Source organism: Paenibacillus sp. BIC5C1 (assembly GCF_032399705.1).
GTDB classification, from domain to species: Bacteria; Bacillota; Bacilli; order Paenibacillales; family Paenibacillaceae; genus Paenibacillus; species Paenibacillus taichungensis_A.
In genome coordinates this window covers 4,557,217-4,572,439 of the sequence record NZ_CP135922.1, presented here as the reverse complement: position 1 = coordinate 4,572,439, position 15,223 = coordinate 4,557,217, and the positions used below count along the sequence as shown (strand labels likewise).

14 protein-coding genes are annotated in these 15,223 nt (G+C 47.7%); 7 read left to right on the top strand and 7 right to left on the bottom strand.

Annotated elements, in window-relative coordinates:
- Positions 1 to 94 precede the first annotated feature (94 nt).
- The 6 genes from asnS to RS891_RS20200 all read left to right on the top strand — a co-directional run bounded on the left by asnS (position 95) and on the right by RS891_RS20200 (position 6,270).
- Positions 95 to 1,390 carry an asparagine--tRNA ligase gene (asnS, locus tag RS891_RS20225; RefSeq protein ID WP_315793020.1) on the top strand — a complete coding sequence of 432 codons (1,296 nt, stop codon included), beginning with the start codon at positions 95 to 97 and terminating at the stop codon, positions 1,388 to 1,390.
- A 17-nt stretch (positions 1,391 to 1,407) separates the two neighbouring features.
- Positions 1,408 to 2,112: a DnaD domain protein gene (locus RS891_RS20220; protein ID WP_315793019.1), complete on the top strand. Its 705-nt coding sequence runs from the start codon at positions 1,408 to 1,410 to the stop codon at positions 2,110 to 2,112.
- 278 nt (positions 2,113 to 2,390) lie between these two features.
- Positions 2,391 to 2,894 carry an RNA polymerase sigma factor gene (locus RS891_RS20215; protein ID WP_315793018.1) on the top strand — a complete coding sequence of 168 codons (504 nt, stop codon included), beginning with the start codon at positions 2,391 to 2,393 and terminating at the stop codon, positions 2,892 to 2,894.
- Positions 2,884 to 3,336, top strand: a complete 453-nt coding sequence (locus RS891_RS20210; protein ID WP_315793017.1) for a hypothetical protein — start codon at positions 2,884 to 2,886, stop codon at positions 3,334 to 3,336. Before RS891_RS20215 ends, RS891_RS20210 begins: the two co-directional genes overlap by 11 nt.
- Positions 3,337 to 3,373: 37 nt before the next feature.
- On the top strand, positions 3,374 to 4,669 hold the full coding sequence (locus RS891_RS20205) for a multi-tm2 domain protein (RefSeq protein ID WP_315793016.1): 1,296 nt from the start codon (positions 3,374 to 3,376) through the stop codon (positions 4,667 to 4,669).
- Positions 4,670 to 5,091: 422 nt separating this feature from the next.
- Entirely contained in the window at positions 5,092 to 6,270 is a 1,179-nt protein-coding gene (locus tag RS891_RS20200) for an IS110 family RNA-guided transposase (protein ID WP_315792330.1), read from the top strand.
- A 151-nt stretch (positions 6,271 to 6,421) separates the two neighbouring features.
- Here the strand turns inward: RS891_RS20200 and RS891_RS20195 are convergent, their stop codons facing one another.
- From RS891_RS20195 to RS891_RS20165, 7 genes are all read right to left on the bottom strand, one after another.
- A complete protein-coding gene (locus tag RS891_RS20195) occupies positions 6,422 to 7,075 on the bottom strand; it encodes a methylthioribulose 1-phosphate dehydratase (RefSeq protein ID WP_036607600.1) in 654 nt (217 codons plus the stop codon).
- Positions 7,076 to 7,077: 2 nt separating this feature from the next.
- Positions 7,078 to 7,755 carry a 2-hydroxy-3-keto-5-methylthiopentenyl-1-phosphate phosphatase gene (locus tag RS891_RS20190; protein ID WP_315793015.1) on the bottom strand — a complete coding sequence of 226 codons (678 nt, stop codon included), beginning with the start codon at positions 7,753 to 7,755 and terminating at the stop codon, positions 7,078 to 7,080.
- Positions 7,752 to 8,975, bottom strand: a complete 1,224-nt coding sequence (locus RS891_RS20185; RefSeq protein ID WP_315793014.1) for a 2,3-diketo-5-methylthiopentyl-1-phosphate enolase — start codon at positions 8,973 to 8,975, stop codon at positions 7,752 to 7,754. Before RS891_RS20185 ends, RS891_RS20190 begins: the two co-directional genes overlap by 4 nt.
- On the bottom strand, positions 8,972 to 9,832 hold the full coding sequence (proC, locus tag RS891_RS20180; protein WP_113051981.1) for a pyrroline-5-carboxylate reductase: 861 nt from the start codon (positions 9,830 to 9,832) through the stop codon (positions 8,972 to 8,974). The genes RS891_RS20185 and proC overlap by 4 nt, the downstream gene beginning before the upstream one ends.
- Positions 9,833 to 9,867: 35 nt before the next feature.
- The gene (locus RS891_RS20175; protein WP_315796378.1) at positions 9,868 to 11,115 is read right to left on the bottom strand and encodes a glutamate-5-semialdehyde dehydrogenase; all 1,248 of its coding nucleotides are present in this window, start codon (positions 11,113 to 11,115) and stop codon (positions 9,868 to 9,870) included.
- Between the two features lie 97 nt (positions 11,116 to 11,212).
- Positions 11,213 to 12,316 (bottom strand): glutamate 5-kinase, encoded by a 1,104-nt coding sequence (gene proB / locus RS891_RS20170; RefSeq protein ID WP_076288974.1) that lies wholly within the window; start codon positions 12,314 to 12,316, stop codon positions 11,213 to 11,215.
- 361 nt (positions 12,317 to 12,677) lie between these two features.
- Complete coding sequence (locus RS891_RS20165; RefSeq protein ID WP_315793013.1) at positions 12,678 to 13,886, bottom strand: pyridoxal phosphate-dependent aminotransferase; 1,209 nt, start codon at positions 13,884 to 13,886, stop codon at positions 12,678 to 12,680.
- A gap of 259 nt (positions 13,887 to 14,145) precedes the next feature.
- On the opposite strand from RS891_RS20165, the gene RS891_RS20160 reads away from it, so the two are divergent.
- Complete coding sequence (locus RS891_RS20160) at positions 14,146 to 15,162, top strand: ABC transporter substrate-binding protein (RefSeq protein ID WP_315793012.1); 1,017 nt, start codon at positions 14,146 to 14,148, stop codon at positions 15,160 to 15,162.
- The last annotated feature ends 61 nt before the right edge of the window (positions 15,163 to 15,223 follow it).

Here is a 15,223-nt window from a genome sequence, read left to right as displayed (position 1 = left end):
GTAAAGTGAATATAGCATGACAAGGAAGTGCAGGGGACAGGCATATGCCTGCCCGCTGCATTTTCAAATTCAGGATTCCAAGGAGAGATAGGGCATGAGTACGGATTGTGTAATTCGTAATGTGAGTGAGCATGTGGGCGAGACGGTTAAGATCGGCGCCTGGATTAACAACAAACGTTCCAGCGGCAAAATTCAATTTTTGCAACTGCGTGATGGAACCGGATATATTCAAGGAGTAGTGGTCAAGAGTGAAGTCAGCGAAGATATCTGGAATGCTGCCAAGAGCTTGACTCAGGAAAGTTCATTGTATGTAACGGGTATTATCCGCGAAGAACCACGTAGTGCGTCCGGTTATGAGATGACGGTTACTGGTGTGGACATTATCCATCTGACTGAGAACTATCCAATTACTCCGAAAGAACACGGAGTAGATTTCCTGATGGATCATCGCCATCTGTGGCTGCGTTCAACGAAACAACGTGCGATTATGGTTATTCGTGCAGAGATCATTCGCGCTGTTCAGCAGTTCTTTGATGGTAACGGATTCACACAGGTTGATCCTCCAATTCTTACACCTTCATCTGCTGAAGGAACGACGAATCTGTTCCACATCAAGTACTTTGATGAAGATGCTTATCTGACGCAAAGTGGACAGCTCTATATGGAAGCAGCAGCGATGGCGCTAGGCAAAGTGTACTCTTTCGGTCCTACATTCCGTGCTGAGAAATCCAAAACTCGTCGTCACCTGATTGAGTTCTGGATGATTGAGCCGGAAATGGCGTTTGTGGATCATGAGGAAAGCCTGCGCGTGCAAGAGAAGTTTATTGCTCACGTGGTTCAAACGGTTCTGAAAAACTGCCGTGCTGAACTGGAGTCCATCGGACGTGATGTATCCAAGCTTGAAAACATTGTAGCTCCATTCCCGCGCATTACGTATGATGAAGCGATTGAGTTCCTGAATGGACAAGGCTTCGATATTCCTTGGGGAGAAGACTTCGGTGCTCCGCATGAAACGGCAATTGCCGAGAAGTACAATACACCTGTCTTTATCACACATTATCCGGCTGGAATCAAGGCATTCTACATGAAACCTGATCCAAATCGTCCTGAAGTGGTCCTCTGTGCAGACATGATTGCACCGGAAGGATACGGAGAGATTATTGGCGGTTCTCAGCGTATTGATGATCCGGAACTGATGCAGCAGCGCTTTGATGAGCATCAATTGTCGGAAGAGGCATATCAGTGGTATCTGGACTTGCGTAAATACGGATCGGTTCCTCACTCCGGCTTCGGTCTGGGATTGGAGCGGACGGTAGCATGGATCTGTGGATTGGATCATGTACGTGAGACAATTGCATTCCCTCGGATGCTCTATCGTCTGTATCCTTAATGCTTAACCGCGAGTTCATGGAAGAGACCGGCTCCAAAGCCTGGTTGAATGGGGCGGCATACGGTATGGCATCAGGGACAGCGCAGCTCCCATATGCCTTATTGCGCAATTATCATCAGCTGGGGTTAAGTGACGCAGAGGTACTTCTGCTGATTCAATTATTTGGATTCCGGCAAGTTGAATTCAATGAGTTTCCAACGCTTGAAGAGCTTGCTACCCGTATGGGTCTTGCCCCTGAAGGTATCGCCAGAATGCTGCAACGTCTCATGAGAGACGGGTACATTCACATTGACGAGCATCGGGATGAAGAGCGTGACATTCAGTATGAACGTTATGATCTGCACGGATTACATGCCAAGCTGGCAGGATGTATAGCAGACGATATGGCCGTGGCCCGCAAGCAGCAGCTGGACAGTAATGCATTGCACCCCGATTCGAACAGTGTTCAAAAAGAAGAGGAAGAACGAAATATGTTCTCTATTTTTGAAAAAGAATTTGGCCGCCCGCTTTCCCCGATGGAATGCGAGACGATATCCAGCTGGCTGGATCAGGATCGCTATCAGGAGGAACTGATTCTCATGGCATTGAAGGAAGCGGTGTTTGCTGGCAAAGTCCATTTCCGCTATATCGATCGAATTCTGCTTGAATGGAGCCGTAACCGCGTGAAGAATGTGCAGGACGCCAAGGCATATACGCAGCGGTTTCGTAACGGAGGGCGTTAATACCGAAGTTAGATCAAGCAACATCTTCATTCAGAATAAACCAAAAAACAGGCCAGAAGATATTCTGAGCCTGTTTTTTTAGATTATAGAGATGTTAAGTCAGACATGTTAAGTTCAAAGTTGAACTACTTTTCAGGCAATGTGCAACCTTTTATAAAAAATTGAATGAATATGCAGGGTTCCATAAACCAGTTGTCGTCTATTGTAGTGGAGAGGAGGGGAGAGTTATTGATGAAGCGCGCTTAATCGAACAAATCCGTCAAGGCGATACATCCCAGATGCGTTTGTTGATTGATAAGTACAGCCAGCATGTATACCATGTGGCCTACTCCGTATTACGGAACGATCAGGAAGCACAGGATGCAGCGCAGGAGGCGTTCATACAAATGGTTAAATCTCTCCCCGATTACCGATCCGAAGGTTTCAAAACGTGGTTAACCCGAATTGCTTTTCACAAAGCAATTGATGCCAAACGCAAGCTGGGCAGACGAAGCGCTGAGGATCTGGGCGGAGAAGAAAAAATAATGAACATGCCCGGTCGTGAAGAAGACATACTTGTCCGCCTCGTGCGTGAAGAACGTCAGGAAAAGTTACGCGAGCGAATCAACCAGCTGCCTGCCCAGCACAGGGACATTATTACTGCGTATTACTTAAGCGAGAAAAATTATGAGCAGATTGCCCGTGATGCACAGGTGGCCGTAAAAACTGTGGAGTCCCGTCTGTATCGTGCCCGGCAGTGGATTCGAAATCATTGGAAGGAGGATGAGTGGCGTGAGGAATAAAAGGATGTATACCGTCCAGGAATGGACTGATTATATTGAAGGCCGAATGACTGCAGACCAGGCAAGTATGATGGAACAGATGCTTATGGACGTTCCGGAAGCGATGGACAACTATCTCGAGGCACTCGGCATTCATCGGGAGCTGCCACAACTGAAGGACCCGGTAGGCTTCGCCGATTCGGTCATGAATCAAATTACGGAGATGCAATCCTCCAAGTCAAAGCGCAAATCGCGTTCCGGACGAAGACGTCTCTGGCTGGATCACAAAGTGTTTCATTATGCTGTAGCGGCTTGTCTGACGTTAATCTTCCTCTCCTCAGGGCTGTTTGACAAGGTTGCGCCTTATCATAAGTTTCAGGAAGGTGATCACAGGGGGTCATTTACGGAAAAATGGACGGAGGCAGCCACATCATGGCTGGATCACTTCAAGCCTGGACCATAAATTGTTTCGCATTGCCTGAAAAGAAAGGATGACGACTGTGCAATCAGATCGTAACAAATTACTTGCATTCTTATTAAACCTGATTCCGGGTCTGGGTTTTCTCTATTGGGGTCGCCCTGCCAGAGCGGTAATCTATCCATTACTCTTTTTTGGGACAGCTGTTGGTTCGTTTATGCTGGCCATTCTGGTGAGTGAAAGGGAATTAATGATTGTTGGAGCCCTGGGAGCCATATTCTTCTGGTGTGTCAGCATGTTGGATATGATTATCGTTCTGCTGCGTGCCCCATCGCCTAATGATGCCCGATACCATGGATATGGAGCACATTACTGTGGACCTCATCAGGGAGTGGCATATCAGGGAGCATACGCTGGTCAGGAAGGTCATTTGGGACAGATGGACATGGACCAGGAGGGAATACATCAGCATCAGGGTGGTGAGTATGGTGGCCCCGAAGGGGCTTACGGTCAACCCATGTATCGAAAAGGCAGTGAAAGCGAACGATTCTTCACGATTTTGCTTTCCTTTGTTCCAGGTCTGGGACATCTGCATCTCGGACTGTTACATCGCGGTTTATCATTCCTGATCGCGTTCTTTGGCTCATTTGCCATGATGGTTTTTGTAGCTTCCATTACGAATGAATCCGTATTTCTGATGTTCTTGCTCATTCTGCCTGTCATCTGGGTATACTGCATGTTTGATGCCGTCCAGCATGTGCATCGCAAGCAGGCCGGTGAGGTATTACAGGATCGTACGTTGTTCGAGGAGCTGGAGATGGGCAGGGCTTCTGGACGGCGCAGCAAAGTGCTGGCAACCTTGTTATCAGCCTTCCCGGGTGCGGGTCATCTGTATCTGGGACTGCAAAAAAGAGGCATGCAACTCATGTTCCTGTTTCTCGGCAGCATCTACATTCTGGACCTGCTTCATTTATCGGTGTTCCTGTTCATGATTCCGTTAATCTGGTTCTACAGCTTCTTTGACGGACTGCAGTGTTCAAGCCGGTATGGCCGCGAACCGTTGACCGATCAACCTATTTTCAAGGATTGGACTCGTCACCAGCGCCTGATTGGATTCGGAATTGCTGCTCTCGGACTGTACTATCTGTTTATCCGTCTGGTCATTCCACAGCTAAATGAGCTGTTTCCGGATGCATTTATGACGTACGAGATTCGTTCGTATGTGAACACCGTGATTGTCTCCTTGCTGCTCATTTTTGGCGGTCTGAAGTTATTGTTCGGCAAGCAGCGCGGGGCGAATACGAATAGTGCGGTTCATCGATCTGATGAGGGAGCAGACAGTCTCTTTTTATTCAAGGATCGGGATGATCGTCTTTAGAGTGAACTGAAGAATATTTACACTAACACTACGATGACAGAGCAACCTTCTAATCGCTGTTATCCCCAGTTTTTTGATTCTCTTTTCAAAAGGGAAAACAAAGAAATCATAGAAAACAAGGAATTCCCCAAACATAAAAACACGCCGAGGCCTATGTATACCAGCCTTGGCGTGTTTCGTATTATCAGGTTAGCCAGTAATTACTGGTTGGCCTTTTTTTGTGGTCGTTTTACGATGGGGGGAGCCGGGAGAACGTGGCGGCTTTAGGGGCTAGGACCTCGTAACAAAAACAGTTCTCCCACGACCTCCAAAAGACCATGTTTGGGCTGGTAGGGGCAGTTGACCCCGTATAACAAGCGAAGCTATGGGTTTGGAACCATCGTGGAAAAGGACCGGCGAAACAAAAGATAAGGAGTGAGGACATGGAACCTGTTGTCGGTGTGGATGTTGCCAAAGGTTCGAGTGTAGTTCAAGCGTTTAGGAAGAGAAATGAACCGTATGGCAAAGCAGTAGAGATTATACATGAAAAGAATGGATTCGAACGTTTCTCGGTCATGCTAGACACGCTTCAGGCCGAAACGGGCTTGGCGCCCGTGGTGGTTCTGGAAGCGACAGGGCATTACCATCGCGCATTGGTTTCGTACTTGGAACGAAGTGGCTACACCTACTATATGGTGAATCCGTTGCAGTCCAAACGAGCCAAGGGAGCCCAGCTACGCAAAGTCAAAACGGATGCACTGGATGCTTGGCATCTGGCAGAGATGTACTACCGTGGCGACGTGAAGCCGCACCGGACCTGGGATGAGACGTATACGGAGTTGCAACATTTGACACGGCAGCATGAATTCGTTACAGGAATCTTTGTGCAGGCAAAACTGAACAGTAGAGCCCTATTGGAGCAAGTGTTTCCGAGGTACGAAGGGTTATTTTCGAATGTGTTTTCGGTAACGTCATTGACGATACTAGCCCGTTGTTTAGAGGAAGGTACAGCGGATTGGATTGAAATTATTCAAGGAGGCACACGAAAATCTCGTTCCCAGCAGTGGGCGATTGAAAAAGTCGGAAAACTGGAGGAAATGCTGTGTGACTGGAAAAAAACTCGGCGTAGTCCGTCTCAAAGCCAGGCTCTTCTCGGGATGGTCACGTTATTGCTGACAATAATCGGGCAACTGGAGGGGCTCGAAAAGCAAATGGAGGAAATAGCGGCAAGCCTACCCGAAGTTGAACTTGTGAAAAGCATCCCGGGAATTGGAATGAAATTGGCGGCAGCTATTGTAGCTGAACTAGGTGATGTAAAACAGTTTAGTGATGCGAAGCAACTTGTGGCGTTTGCAGGCCTTGACCCAGGGATTTTCAGTTCAGGAAAGTTCACAGCGACCAGTACACGAATCACGAAACGAGGCTCTAAAAGGCTCAGACGATCGCTGTATTTAGCGGTGCAATGCGGAATGCGGAAGAATGCAAATGCAAGAATCCATTCGTACTACGAGAAAAAAAGAAACGAGGGCAAGCCCTACAAGGTGGTTGTGATCGCTTGCGCGAACAAGCTGTTGCATCACATTTTCGCCATCTTGCAGAAGGGGCAGCCCTACCAAGCGTAATCCATATTTAACCAAAACCTCCATGGCCGTGGAGGTTATTCGTGTTGGTCGAAAAAAGTATAACACGAAAAGAGAACTCATCCAACCTGAAATGCTTGACAAACATTAGCTGGTTTTTGTTTATGCAGCTTTGATTTCGAATAAATGATTGCTATTTCGTAGCACCCTTCAGCAGCAGCTGACGATACATTACTTCAAACAGGAATTCGAACGCTTCCAGATGACGTTTCGCTTCAAAAGCATCTTTGCCCCAGGCATAAATACCGTGGTTACGCAGCAAAATTCCTGGTACATTGGCATCAAGTACACCTGGCACCAATTCAGCGATAGATGGAATATCCGCAAAGTTAGGCAGAACCGGTACACGAATCTCCGCATTTTCTTCCCAGATGTTGAAAGCCTTGATCAATTCGATGCCTTGAATTGGTACGTGTCCATCTGCTCCAAAGAATTCACTGATCAGGTTGTTAAATACGGTATGCACATGGAACACGGCACCGCAGCCGGTTAAACGATAGATTTCGCAGTGAATCAACGTTTCAGCGCTCGGTTTCAGGGTTGTGGTCTCAATGGCCTTACCATGTTTGTCCACAAACAGAAAGTCTTCCGGTGTACGGAGAGATTTGTCTTTGCCTGATGCAGTAACTGCAAAATAGAATTGCTCCGGGTCGAAGTCGCCCACACGCATCGACAGGTTGCCACTTGTACCAGGGAACCAATTCCGGCTGGCAAACAGCGCTTTGATATCAGCCAGCTCTTCGAGGACCTGGCGTTTATGTTCCAATGTAATCTTTTCAAAACCCATTTTTACAGCACTCCTTGTGTTTGCTTCTGTTTCATATCTTCCATAATATCGTAGAAGGTTGTGAATGGGACATGATCCACACCCAGCTCTATACACTTATCTGTCAGGATAGAACGGGAGTAGACAAGATCAGCAATTTTGGCACCTTCAAAATCCGTTAGACTGTCTCCAATGAGGATACGATTATATTGTTCTTCCGGGAATGTACGAATAACCGTCGTTTTACACATGCCGCAGCCATTCTCACAAGGAGGCTGACATGGATTAGGCCATTCAATACGTATGAATTCATCTGTGAAATCCGCCCCATTGCAATAAACGTGATCCTGTGGAATATCGAATGGAGCGAGCAAAGGCTCGATAAAAAAGTCCATTCCGCCGCTGGTGACATTAAATTCAATGCCCTCGTTCCGAACGTATGCAAGAAATTCGCTGAACCCTTCTCGGATGCCTGCCTGTCCCAGTACAAATTCCACAATCTCATCTTTCTGCGAAGAATGCAACAGAGCGAACATTGCTCCCACACCTTCACGAAGCGAAATTCGCTGTTCAATCGTGTCTTTCATAATCGCTTCAATGCCTTCAGGTTTAAAATGTTTCATAATCGCTACGATATTGTCCGAAAGGGTGATCGTGCCATCAAAATCACAGAAAATAACTGTTTTTTTATCACTTCTCATCGTTCGCCACCCCACAGATCCAGTGCACTTTTCAGTTCTGGATGTTCGACTGCATATTCTGCCAGTGGAATGGAACGTTGGGCTGCCTCGATAGCCTGCAAGAATGCCCGTCCGCCTGCCTCAGTGCCCATGGGATGTCCATGAATACCTCCGCCAGCATTAACGATGACATCAGTGCCGAAGTCACGCAGAATAAGCGGTACAAGCCCTGGATGTATACCTGCTGAAGGCACAGGCATGCTGGTTCTGACTGGAAGTTCAGATGACAGCAATTGTTCTGTAATGGCCATATTCTCTTCCTTCGGCATCGTAACCGATCCGTAAGGGGAAGGGAAGAGCACCAGATCCGCTCCAGCAAGTCGCATCAGTTGTCCCAGCAGGACAGATGCTGAGATACCATAGTGTGGTGAAGGATACAGTGCACCTGCAAGCGCAGGGTGAGCCATGATTGGCACATTGATGTCCGGATCACTGCTAAGTTCGTGCAGAACGTCATATCCATAAGACAAGACATTAAACAACAGTGCATTTGCTCCTGCGCCTATGGCACGTTCAGCCTGTTGCTTCAGGCGTGAGGTAGGTCCAGTTAAATTTGCGGCATAAAGAAGTTTCTTACCTGTCTCCTTGCGTGCCTGTTCCGCGGCTTTCATGCAGACCTCGACTCTTTTCTCAATCGGAGTCAGTTTGTTCTCAAACAGAATTTCATCATCTTTAATCAAGTCTACTCCACCAAGAGCTTGGCGAATAAACTGTTCCTTCAGTTCGTCAGCATCCAGTCCAATAACTGATTTAAAGATACTCATTAACAATGGACGATCATGTACACCTAGCAGATCACGAACACCATTCAGTCCAAACTTAGGACCAGGGAATGCGCTAAGGAAGCCATCCGAGAATCCAAGCCGTGTCAGTTTGATACGTCCATCCATTGAGATTTTACCAAAGACCGTCACGAGTAGGGCAGGAATGTCACGGCTGAAATTCACATCCGGATAACCGATGGTAATATCGGCGTAACGCTCACCTGGGGCCATGCCCTCAGCTTCATGCACCTCAACGCTGATGACTTCGCCCAAATGTTTCTGCATCGCCTCACGCTTGGCCTGAGGCAATTCAGTCCAACTGCCAACAGTCATGCCGATAGCAATGGACTCAGCCTTCTTGCGGAAGTCTGCACGATCATCATGCAGACGATATGTGGCTGTGCACATATTATTCATTTTAAATCTCCTTCCAAAGCAGCCCCCATCTCCCGTGAGCGCTCTGCACAGCGGTTGACGGCTGCGATTACATTTTCAAAGAAATCTCCTTCGTCCAGCGTCTTTAGAGCCGCCTGAGTTGCGCCTCCCGGGGAGGTCACATCACTACGGAGTTTCATTGGCTCTAAGCCAGTTTGCTGCACCATGCGTGAAGCACCAAGGACAGTCTGAACAGTCAGATCGCGGGATTGTTGGCTGGACAAGCCGCCACGAATACCTGCGGCAATCATGGCCTCCATCAAATAGTATACATAAGCCGGACCACTTCCGGAAATACCTGTGAGCACTTCGAGTTTATCTTCAGGCACGATGGTCACGATTCCAACAGCTTCGAACATCGTCATGACTGTACTGCGTTGTTCATCCGTAATCTCTTCAGAAAAGGCAAGTCCGGTTGCGCCAAGTCCGATTGTACTGGATGTATTCGGCATGGTGCGGGCGATCGGTTGCTTGCGTCCCAGTAGGGATTGCATCGTACGGATCGATAATCCGGCAATAACTGAAACGATTAATTGATCCGACGACAGGAGAGGCCCAAGTTCACGCAGCGCTGCGGCAGCATCCTTCGGTTTCATGCAGAGTACAATAACTGGAGAAGCAGCGAGATGATCCAGCGATTGTGCAGCAGTTCCGGTATGTACGGCATAACGGGTGCTGAGCTCCTCCTGACGTTTCTGGTTGCTGCGGTTCAGCATCGTAATGTCCTGCGGACGTACGACAAGGCGGGAAATTAATCCGCGCACGATGGCTTCAGCCATCGCACCTGCTCCGTGAAAAGTAATCTTCTGTTGTAATAACGTCTGTTGTTCTTGACTCATATTTATCGTTCCTCCTATATAACTGTAGCTCGATATTATTGCCGGATTTGTCCATTTCCAGTGATACGGTATTTGGTTGACGTTAATGCAGGCAGCCCCATAGGTCCACGAGCATGCAGCTTCTGAGTACTGATCCCTATTTCGGCTCCATAACCGAATTCAAATCCGTCTGTGAAACGTGTGGAAGCATTATGGTATACAGCGGCTGCATCTACATCATGTAAAAAACGTTCTGCATTACTCGTATCCTTGGTGACGATACACTCTGAATGCTTTGTACCATAACGTGCGATATGCTCCATCGCTTCATCCAGGTTCTGAACTACACGAATATTTAAAATATAATCATTGTACTCTGTTGCATAATCTTCTTCCGTCACAGGAAGGGCAGAGGGAACGAGACGGCGGACCGTGTCACACCCCTTCAACTGGACGTTCGCCTCACGGAGTTGTTCAGCCAGTGTCGGGAGATGTTCCTCGGCGTAAACGGCGTGCAGCAACAGGGTTTCCATGGAGTTGCACACGGATGGACGCTGTGCCTTGGCATTAATAGCAATCTCCGCTGCCATGACCGGATCGGCAGATTCATCCACATAAGTATGACAGATTCCTGCGCCGGTTTCGATCACAGGCACTGTTGCATTGGCTACTACATTGCGGATCAGTGAAGCTCCGCCACGTGGGATGATGACATCGAGGAGTCCATTTAACTTAAGCATTTCGTCCACGGAGGAACGGTCTGCATCCTCAACAAGCTGCAATGCATCAGCTGGCATATCTGTTGTTGCCAATGCCTGATGAAGTACCTCCACAATTTTACGATTGGAGGAGAGGGCAGAGGAGCCGCCTCGCAGTAGTACAGCGTTACCTGTTTTGAGGCATAGTCCGGCTGCATCTACTGTAACATTTGGACGTGCCTCGTAGATGATGCCGATTAGACCGATGGGCACTCTCAATTTTTCAACATGCAATCCGTTCGGACGAGTGAAAGTTTCCAGCACTTCGCCTACAGGGTCTTGCAACTCCACGATCTGACGCAGTCCTTCAGCGATACCAGCGATACGTTCCTTATTTAAAGCGAGGCGATCCAGCATCGATTCTGGCGTGCCTTGCTGTCTGCCACGTTCCAGATCGTCAGCGTTTGCTGCAATAATGGAATCCAACTGGGCAATCAATGCGTCCGCCATGACCAGCAGGGCGTTATTTTTTTGTTCTGTGCTCAGTCGATTCAGCTGCGTAACCACGGCTTGGGCCTTGCTCGCTTTTTCCCTGACTTCACTCATCATAAATTCCTCCCATATATATAAGTGGAAACAAAAGATTATTTAATGGCTATCTCATATAAACCTGAGCAGTACACTCGGTAGGATTATAGGTGTTCTATTTTAACGTAATCCACTCGTCCCGATGAATAACCTCAAGTCGATGAATGCTGTTCAACTGCTTCATTACTTCGCCACTTGGCAGTCCTGCGATGAGCCGTAGCTGGTCATCATCATAATTGACGATACCACGACCGAGCAAGGTGTCATCCATACCCAGCACCTCTACAACATCTCCGGCATGGAAAGTACCCAGCACGCGTTTAACTCCTACAGGCAGGAGACTATGACCACCATGGACCAGTGCTTCTTCGGCACCATTATCCACAACGACGGTACCAAGCGGAGTAGACATGAAACCAAGCCATTGTTTTTTGCGAGAGAGAGCGGCAAGGCGAGTCTCGAAATACGTTCCTTTTCCGGTGCCATCAACCGCTCTTTGCATATCTCCAGGTTCCTTCACACTTCCAACAAAGACAGGTACGCCTCCACGCGTTGCCACTTTGGCTGCATCTACCTTGGATCGCATGCCGCCTGTACCTACGGATGATCCTGAACCGCCAGCATAGGCGTAAATTTCTGCCGTAATTTCAGGGATGCGGTCATAACGAAACGCAGACGGATCCTTTCGTGGATCGGCCGTGTACAGACCGTTGGTATCTGTAAGAATGACCAGATGCTGTGCCTTGACCAGATTCGCTACCAGAGCGGACAGGAGATCGTTATCTCCGAACTTCAATTCATCGACAGATACGGTATCATTCTCGTTAAAGATCGGAATGACGCGCTGTTTGAGCAGTTCTTCCACGGTCATACCCGCGTTGCCCATACGTTTCCGGCTGTGAAAGTCGGTACGAGTGAGCAGAATTTGTGCTGTAGTAACGCGGTGCGCTGCGAAAGCCTGTTGATATGCCTGCATCAGCAAAGCTTGCCCAACAGCCGCGGCGGCTTGTTTTTCATGCAACTGCTTGGGACGCTGAGGGTAACCGATCTCCCGGAATCCGGCAGCTACCGCTCCCGAAGTGACCAGAAGAACCTCGTGGCCCTGTTCGGCCAAGGCAGCAATTTCTCCAGCAAAAAAAGTAATGGCACTCCGATCAAGCCCGCCTTCTTCCGTAGTAAGCGAACTGCTTCCGATCTTAACTACAATACGTGAGGTCATGATTTCACTTCCTTAAAAAATATTAATGATTAACCCTGGAGCAGACCGTTGGGTACAAAAAAAACTCCCGCCCTTTTAATTAAAAAGGACGAAAGTTCGTTACTTCCGCGGTACCACCTTTATTGATGATTGGATCATCCGGCTTCATGCCCTGTAACAGAAGGCACTGTCCTGTGCATCACAGGCCGCTCAGGGGTAGGTTTCGGAGAGAAGCCGCGGTAAATTCTTGCAGCCCGATGGAATTTACTCTCTGGGCGCGGCTGATCCTCTCGTACTGGTCCCGTCATCACGTTTCGTTCAATATTTCCTTATAACATACCATGGAAACTTGGCAGATGCAAAGGGGTTATGCACCTGTAAATTACTTGAATAAATTCAACTTGCCAATCCGCTCCGCAGCTTCCCTTAATCGATCTTCATCACTTAGCAGTCCTGCGCGGACATAGCCCTCACCATGTGAACCGAAGCCAATACCAGGTGCTACCGCGACTTTTGCTTCACGTAGTAACACGTCAGCAAATGAAGCAGAAGTAAAGCCTGCAGGTACAGGCAGCCAGCTAAAGAAGGAACCTCCTGGTTTAGGGGCCTGCCAGCCGATGGATGAGAGTGCGTCATAGAAAGCGTTGCGACGTGATTCATAACGTGCAACCAGTGAAGTGACACATTCCTGGGAAGATGTCAGAGCTGCCGCAGCAGCGGCCTGGATGCCCCCGAAGAGGCTCACGTAGATATGATCTTGTAGCAGATTGATTTTGGAAATGATCTCCGCATTGCCCAGAGCAAATCCGACACGCCAACCTGCCATATTGTAGGTTTTGGATAATGTGTAGAACTCAATGCCGACTTCTTTAGCACCTGGTGCCTGCAAAAAGCTCACTGGACGATGTCCATCAAATCCAATTGCACCATACGCGAAGTCACTGGCTACGACGATTTTATTTTGAATGGCGAACTCTACCGTATCTTCATAGAAGGAAAGAGGGGCAGTTGCCGATGTTGGATTGTTAGGGTAGTTCAGGAACATCAGCTTGGCCTTTTCCCGATCTTCGGTAGAGATTGCTTCATAATCAGGCAGAAATGCATTGGACTCCAGCAGTGGCATGAAAGACATGTGCGCTTTCGCCAGTGCCACACCGGACCAATAATCCGGATAACCTGGATCAGGTACGAGACATACGTCGCCAGGATTGAGCAATACCTGGGGCAACTGGACCAAGCCCGTTTTGCCGCCAAATAAAATCGCAACTTCCGTTTCGGGGTCTAGGTCCACGTTGTAATCTTCCTTGTAACGCTGAGCAACGGCCTCCTTCAGGAAAGCATGTCCCCTAAAAGGCGAATATTTGTGATAGAGCGGGTTCTCCGCCGACTCCTGCAATGTTTTGACAATGTGGGCTGGTGTAGGTTTATCCGGGTTACCCTGACCTAGGTTAATCACATCGTGACCATTTGCGATTTCGCGGTTTACATTTTGAACTAGGGTAGCAAAAAATTGTGTTGGAAGTTGTGTCATTACATCGGATGTAGGTATGGTAAAGGCTGAACCACCCGATGTTTTAGGCTGATTAGTCATGCTATACATCACTCCGGTTATTAAAGATGGCAATATAGTACTCATTAATTTATCACGTCAATCCCGAGCTGTATAGGGGGAGAATACTTCATGAACACTTGGGTGGAGCCAATATTGAGTTTTTGTACAAAACTGAAATGAGATATTTTGTTTTGTCCATTGAGATTAGGGGAAATCCTGTTTTATGATAATACTCGATAATGATAATCAATATCATTCATAAACAGGAACGAAGCACTTATTAGGGGGAGAAATAGAAATGAAAAAGGGTTTACGAAATACGGCAGTATTATTGACAGTTACATGGTTGTCCATTCTTTTGCTGGCTTGTGGAAATCAGACTTCAACTCCATCTGCCGGAACAGATGATTCCAAAACGGTTAATGAAACACAGACAAACGGAGATGAGTCCAATCAGGAACAGACGGCATCCGCGGATAACAATGAGGGTGAAACCCGGATGTTCAAGGACTGGACAGGCCATGATGTAGAGGTTCCGGTTACGCCGAAGCGTGTAATTTATCATGGTGAAGTTACAGGTGATCTGCTAGCGCTGGGCGTTGTACCAGTAGGTATTCTTCGTCAAGATGGAACTGTATATGATGATCAGGTAGCCCAAGCGGAAGATGTAGGTTTCCCATTGAGCGTTGAAAAGGCGCTTACCCTGAATCCTGATCTGATCATTTTCTCGAATAGCGATGAGGCACAATATGCTCAAATCTCGAAGGTCGCACCCACGGTTACCTTTGATTCATTTGCCTCATTGGACGATCGCATGCGAACTCTTGGTGATCTATTGAACAAAAAGCCAGAAGCGGAAGCTTGGATCACGGCCCATCATAAAGCAACGGAAGAGATGTGGAAGCAGCTTCATGAGAATGGACTGAAAGAAGGGGAAACGACTTCGGTATTCACCATGTATCCCGGTAATCGCTTGTTTGTAATGGCCGGAGCAGGACTGCCACAGTTGTTATATGGTGCCGATGGGATGAAGCCAACCGCGGAAATTCAGAAAATATTAGATGAAGGAATGGGATTTGCAGAGATTTCTACTGAAAAGCTGCCTGAAATAGCGGGTGATCGCGTATTTATACTGGACCCAGTAACGGATGATGCGAAGCAGTCTACCAAAGAATTGTTGGATAGCCCGATTTGGAAGAACCTGCCCGCTGTAAAAGAAGGAAAAGTGTATCGCTTTGACCTGATCAAGGCTTCAAGTGATGCAACTTCAAGAGAATGGCTTTTGAAAGAGTTGCCGAAACAAATGATTCAATAATTGTTTATCGATTGATACATCATAATATTGTATTGGATTAAGAACGAAAATGCCGACTAAA

Coding starts and splice junctions, on each gene's coding strand:
- asnS (WP_315793020.1), top strand. CDS start 95: ATGAGTACGGATTGTGTAATTCGTAATGTGAGTGAGCATGTGGGCGAG.
- RS891_RS20220 (WP_315793019.1), top strand. CDS start 1,408: ATGGAAGAGACCGGCTCCAAAGCCTGGTTGAATGGGGCGGCATACGGT.
- RS891_RS20215 (WP_315793018.1), top strand. CDS start 2,391: ATGCGTTTGTTGATTGATAAGTACAGCCAGCATGTATACCATGTGGCC.
- RS891_RS20200 (WP_315792330.1), top strand. CDS start 5,092: ATGGAACCTGTTGTCGGTGTGGATGTTGCCAAAGGTTCGAGTGTAGTT.
- RS891_RS20195 (WP_036607600.1), bottom strand. CDS start 7,075: ATGGGTTTTGAAAAGATTACATTGGAACATAAACGCCAGGTCCTCGAA.
- RS891_RS20190 (WP_315793015.1), bottom strand. CDS start 7,755: ATGAGAAGTGATAAAAAAACAGTTATTTTCTGTGATTTTGATGGCACG.
- RS891_RS20185 (WP_315793014.1), bottom strand. CDS start 8,975: ATGAATAATATGTGCACAGCCACATATCGTCTGCATGATGATCGTGCA.
- proC (WP_113051981.1), bottom strand. CDS start 9,832: ATGAGTCAAGAACAACAGACGTTATTACAACAGAAGATTACTTTTCAC.
- RS891_RS20175 (WP_315796378.1), bottom strand. CDS start 11,115: ATGAGTGAAGTCAGGGAAAAAGCGAGCAAGGCCCAAGCCGTGGTTACG.
- proB (WP_076288974.1), bottom strand. CDS start 12,316: ATGACCTCACGTATTGTAGTTAAGATCGGAAGCAGTTCGCTTACTACG.
- RS891_RS20165 (WP_315793013.1), bottom strand. CDS start 13,886: ATGACTAATCAGCCTAAAACATCGGGTGGTTCAGCCTTTACCATACCT.
- RS891_RS20160 (WP_315793012.1), top strand. CDS start 14,146: ATGAAAAAGGGTTTACGAAATACGGCAGTATTATTGACAGTTACATGG.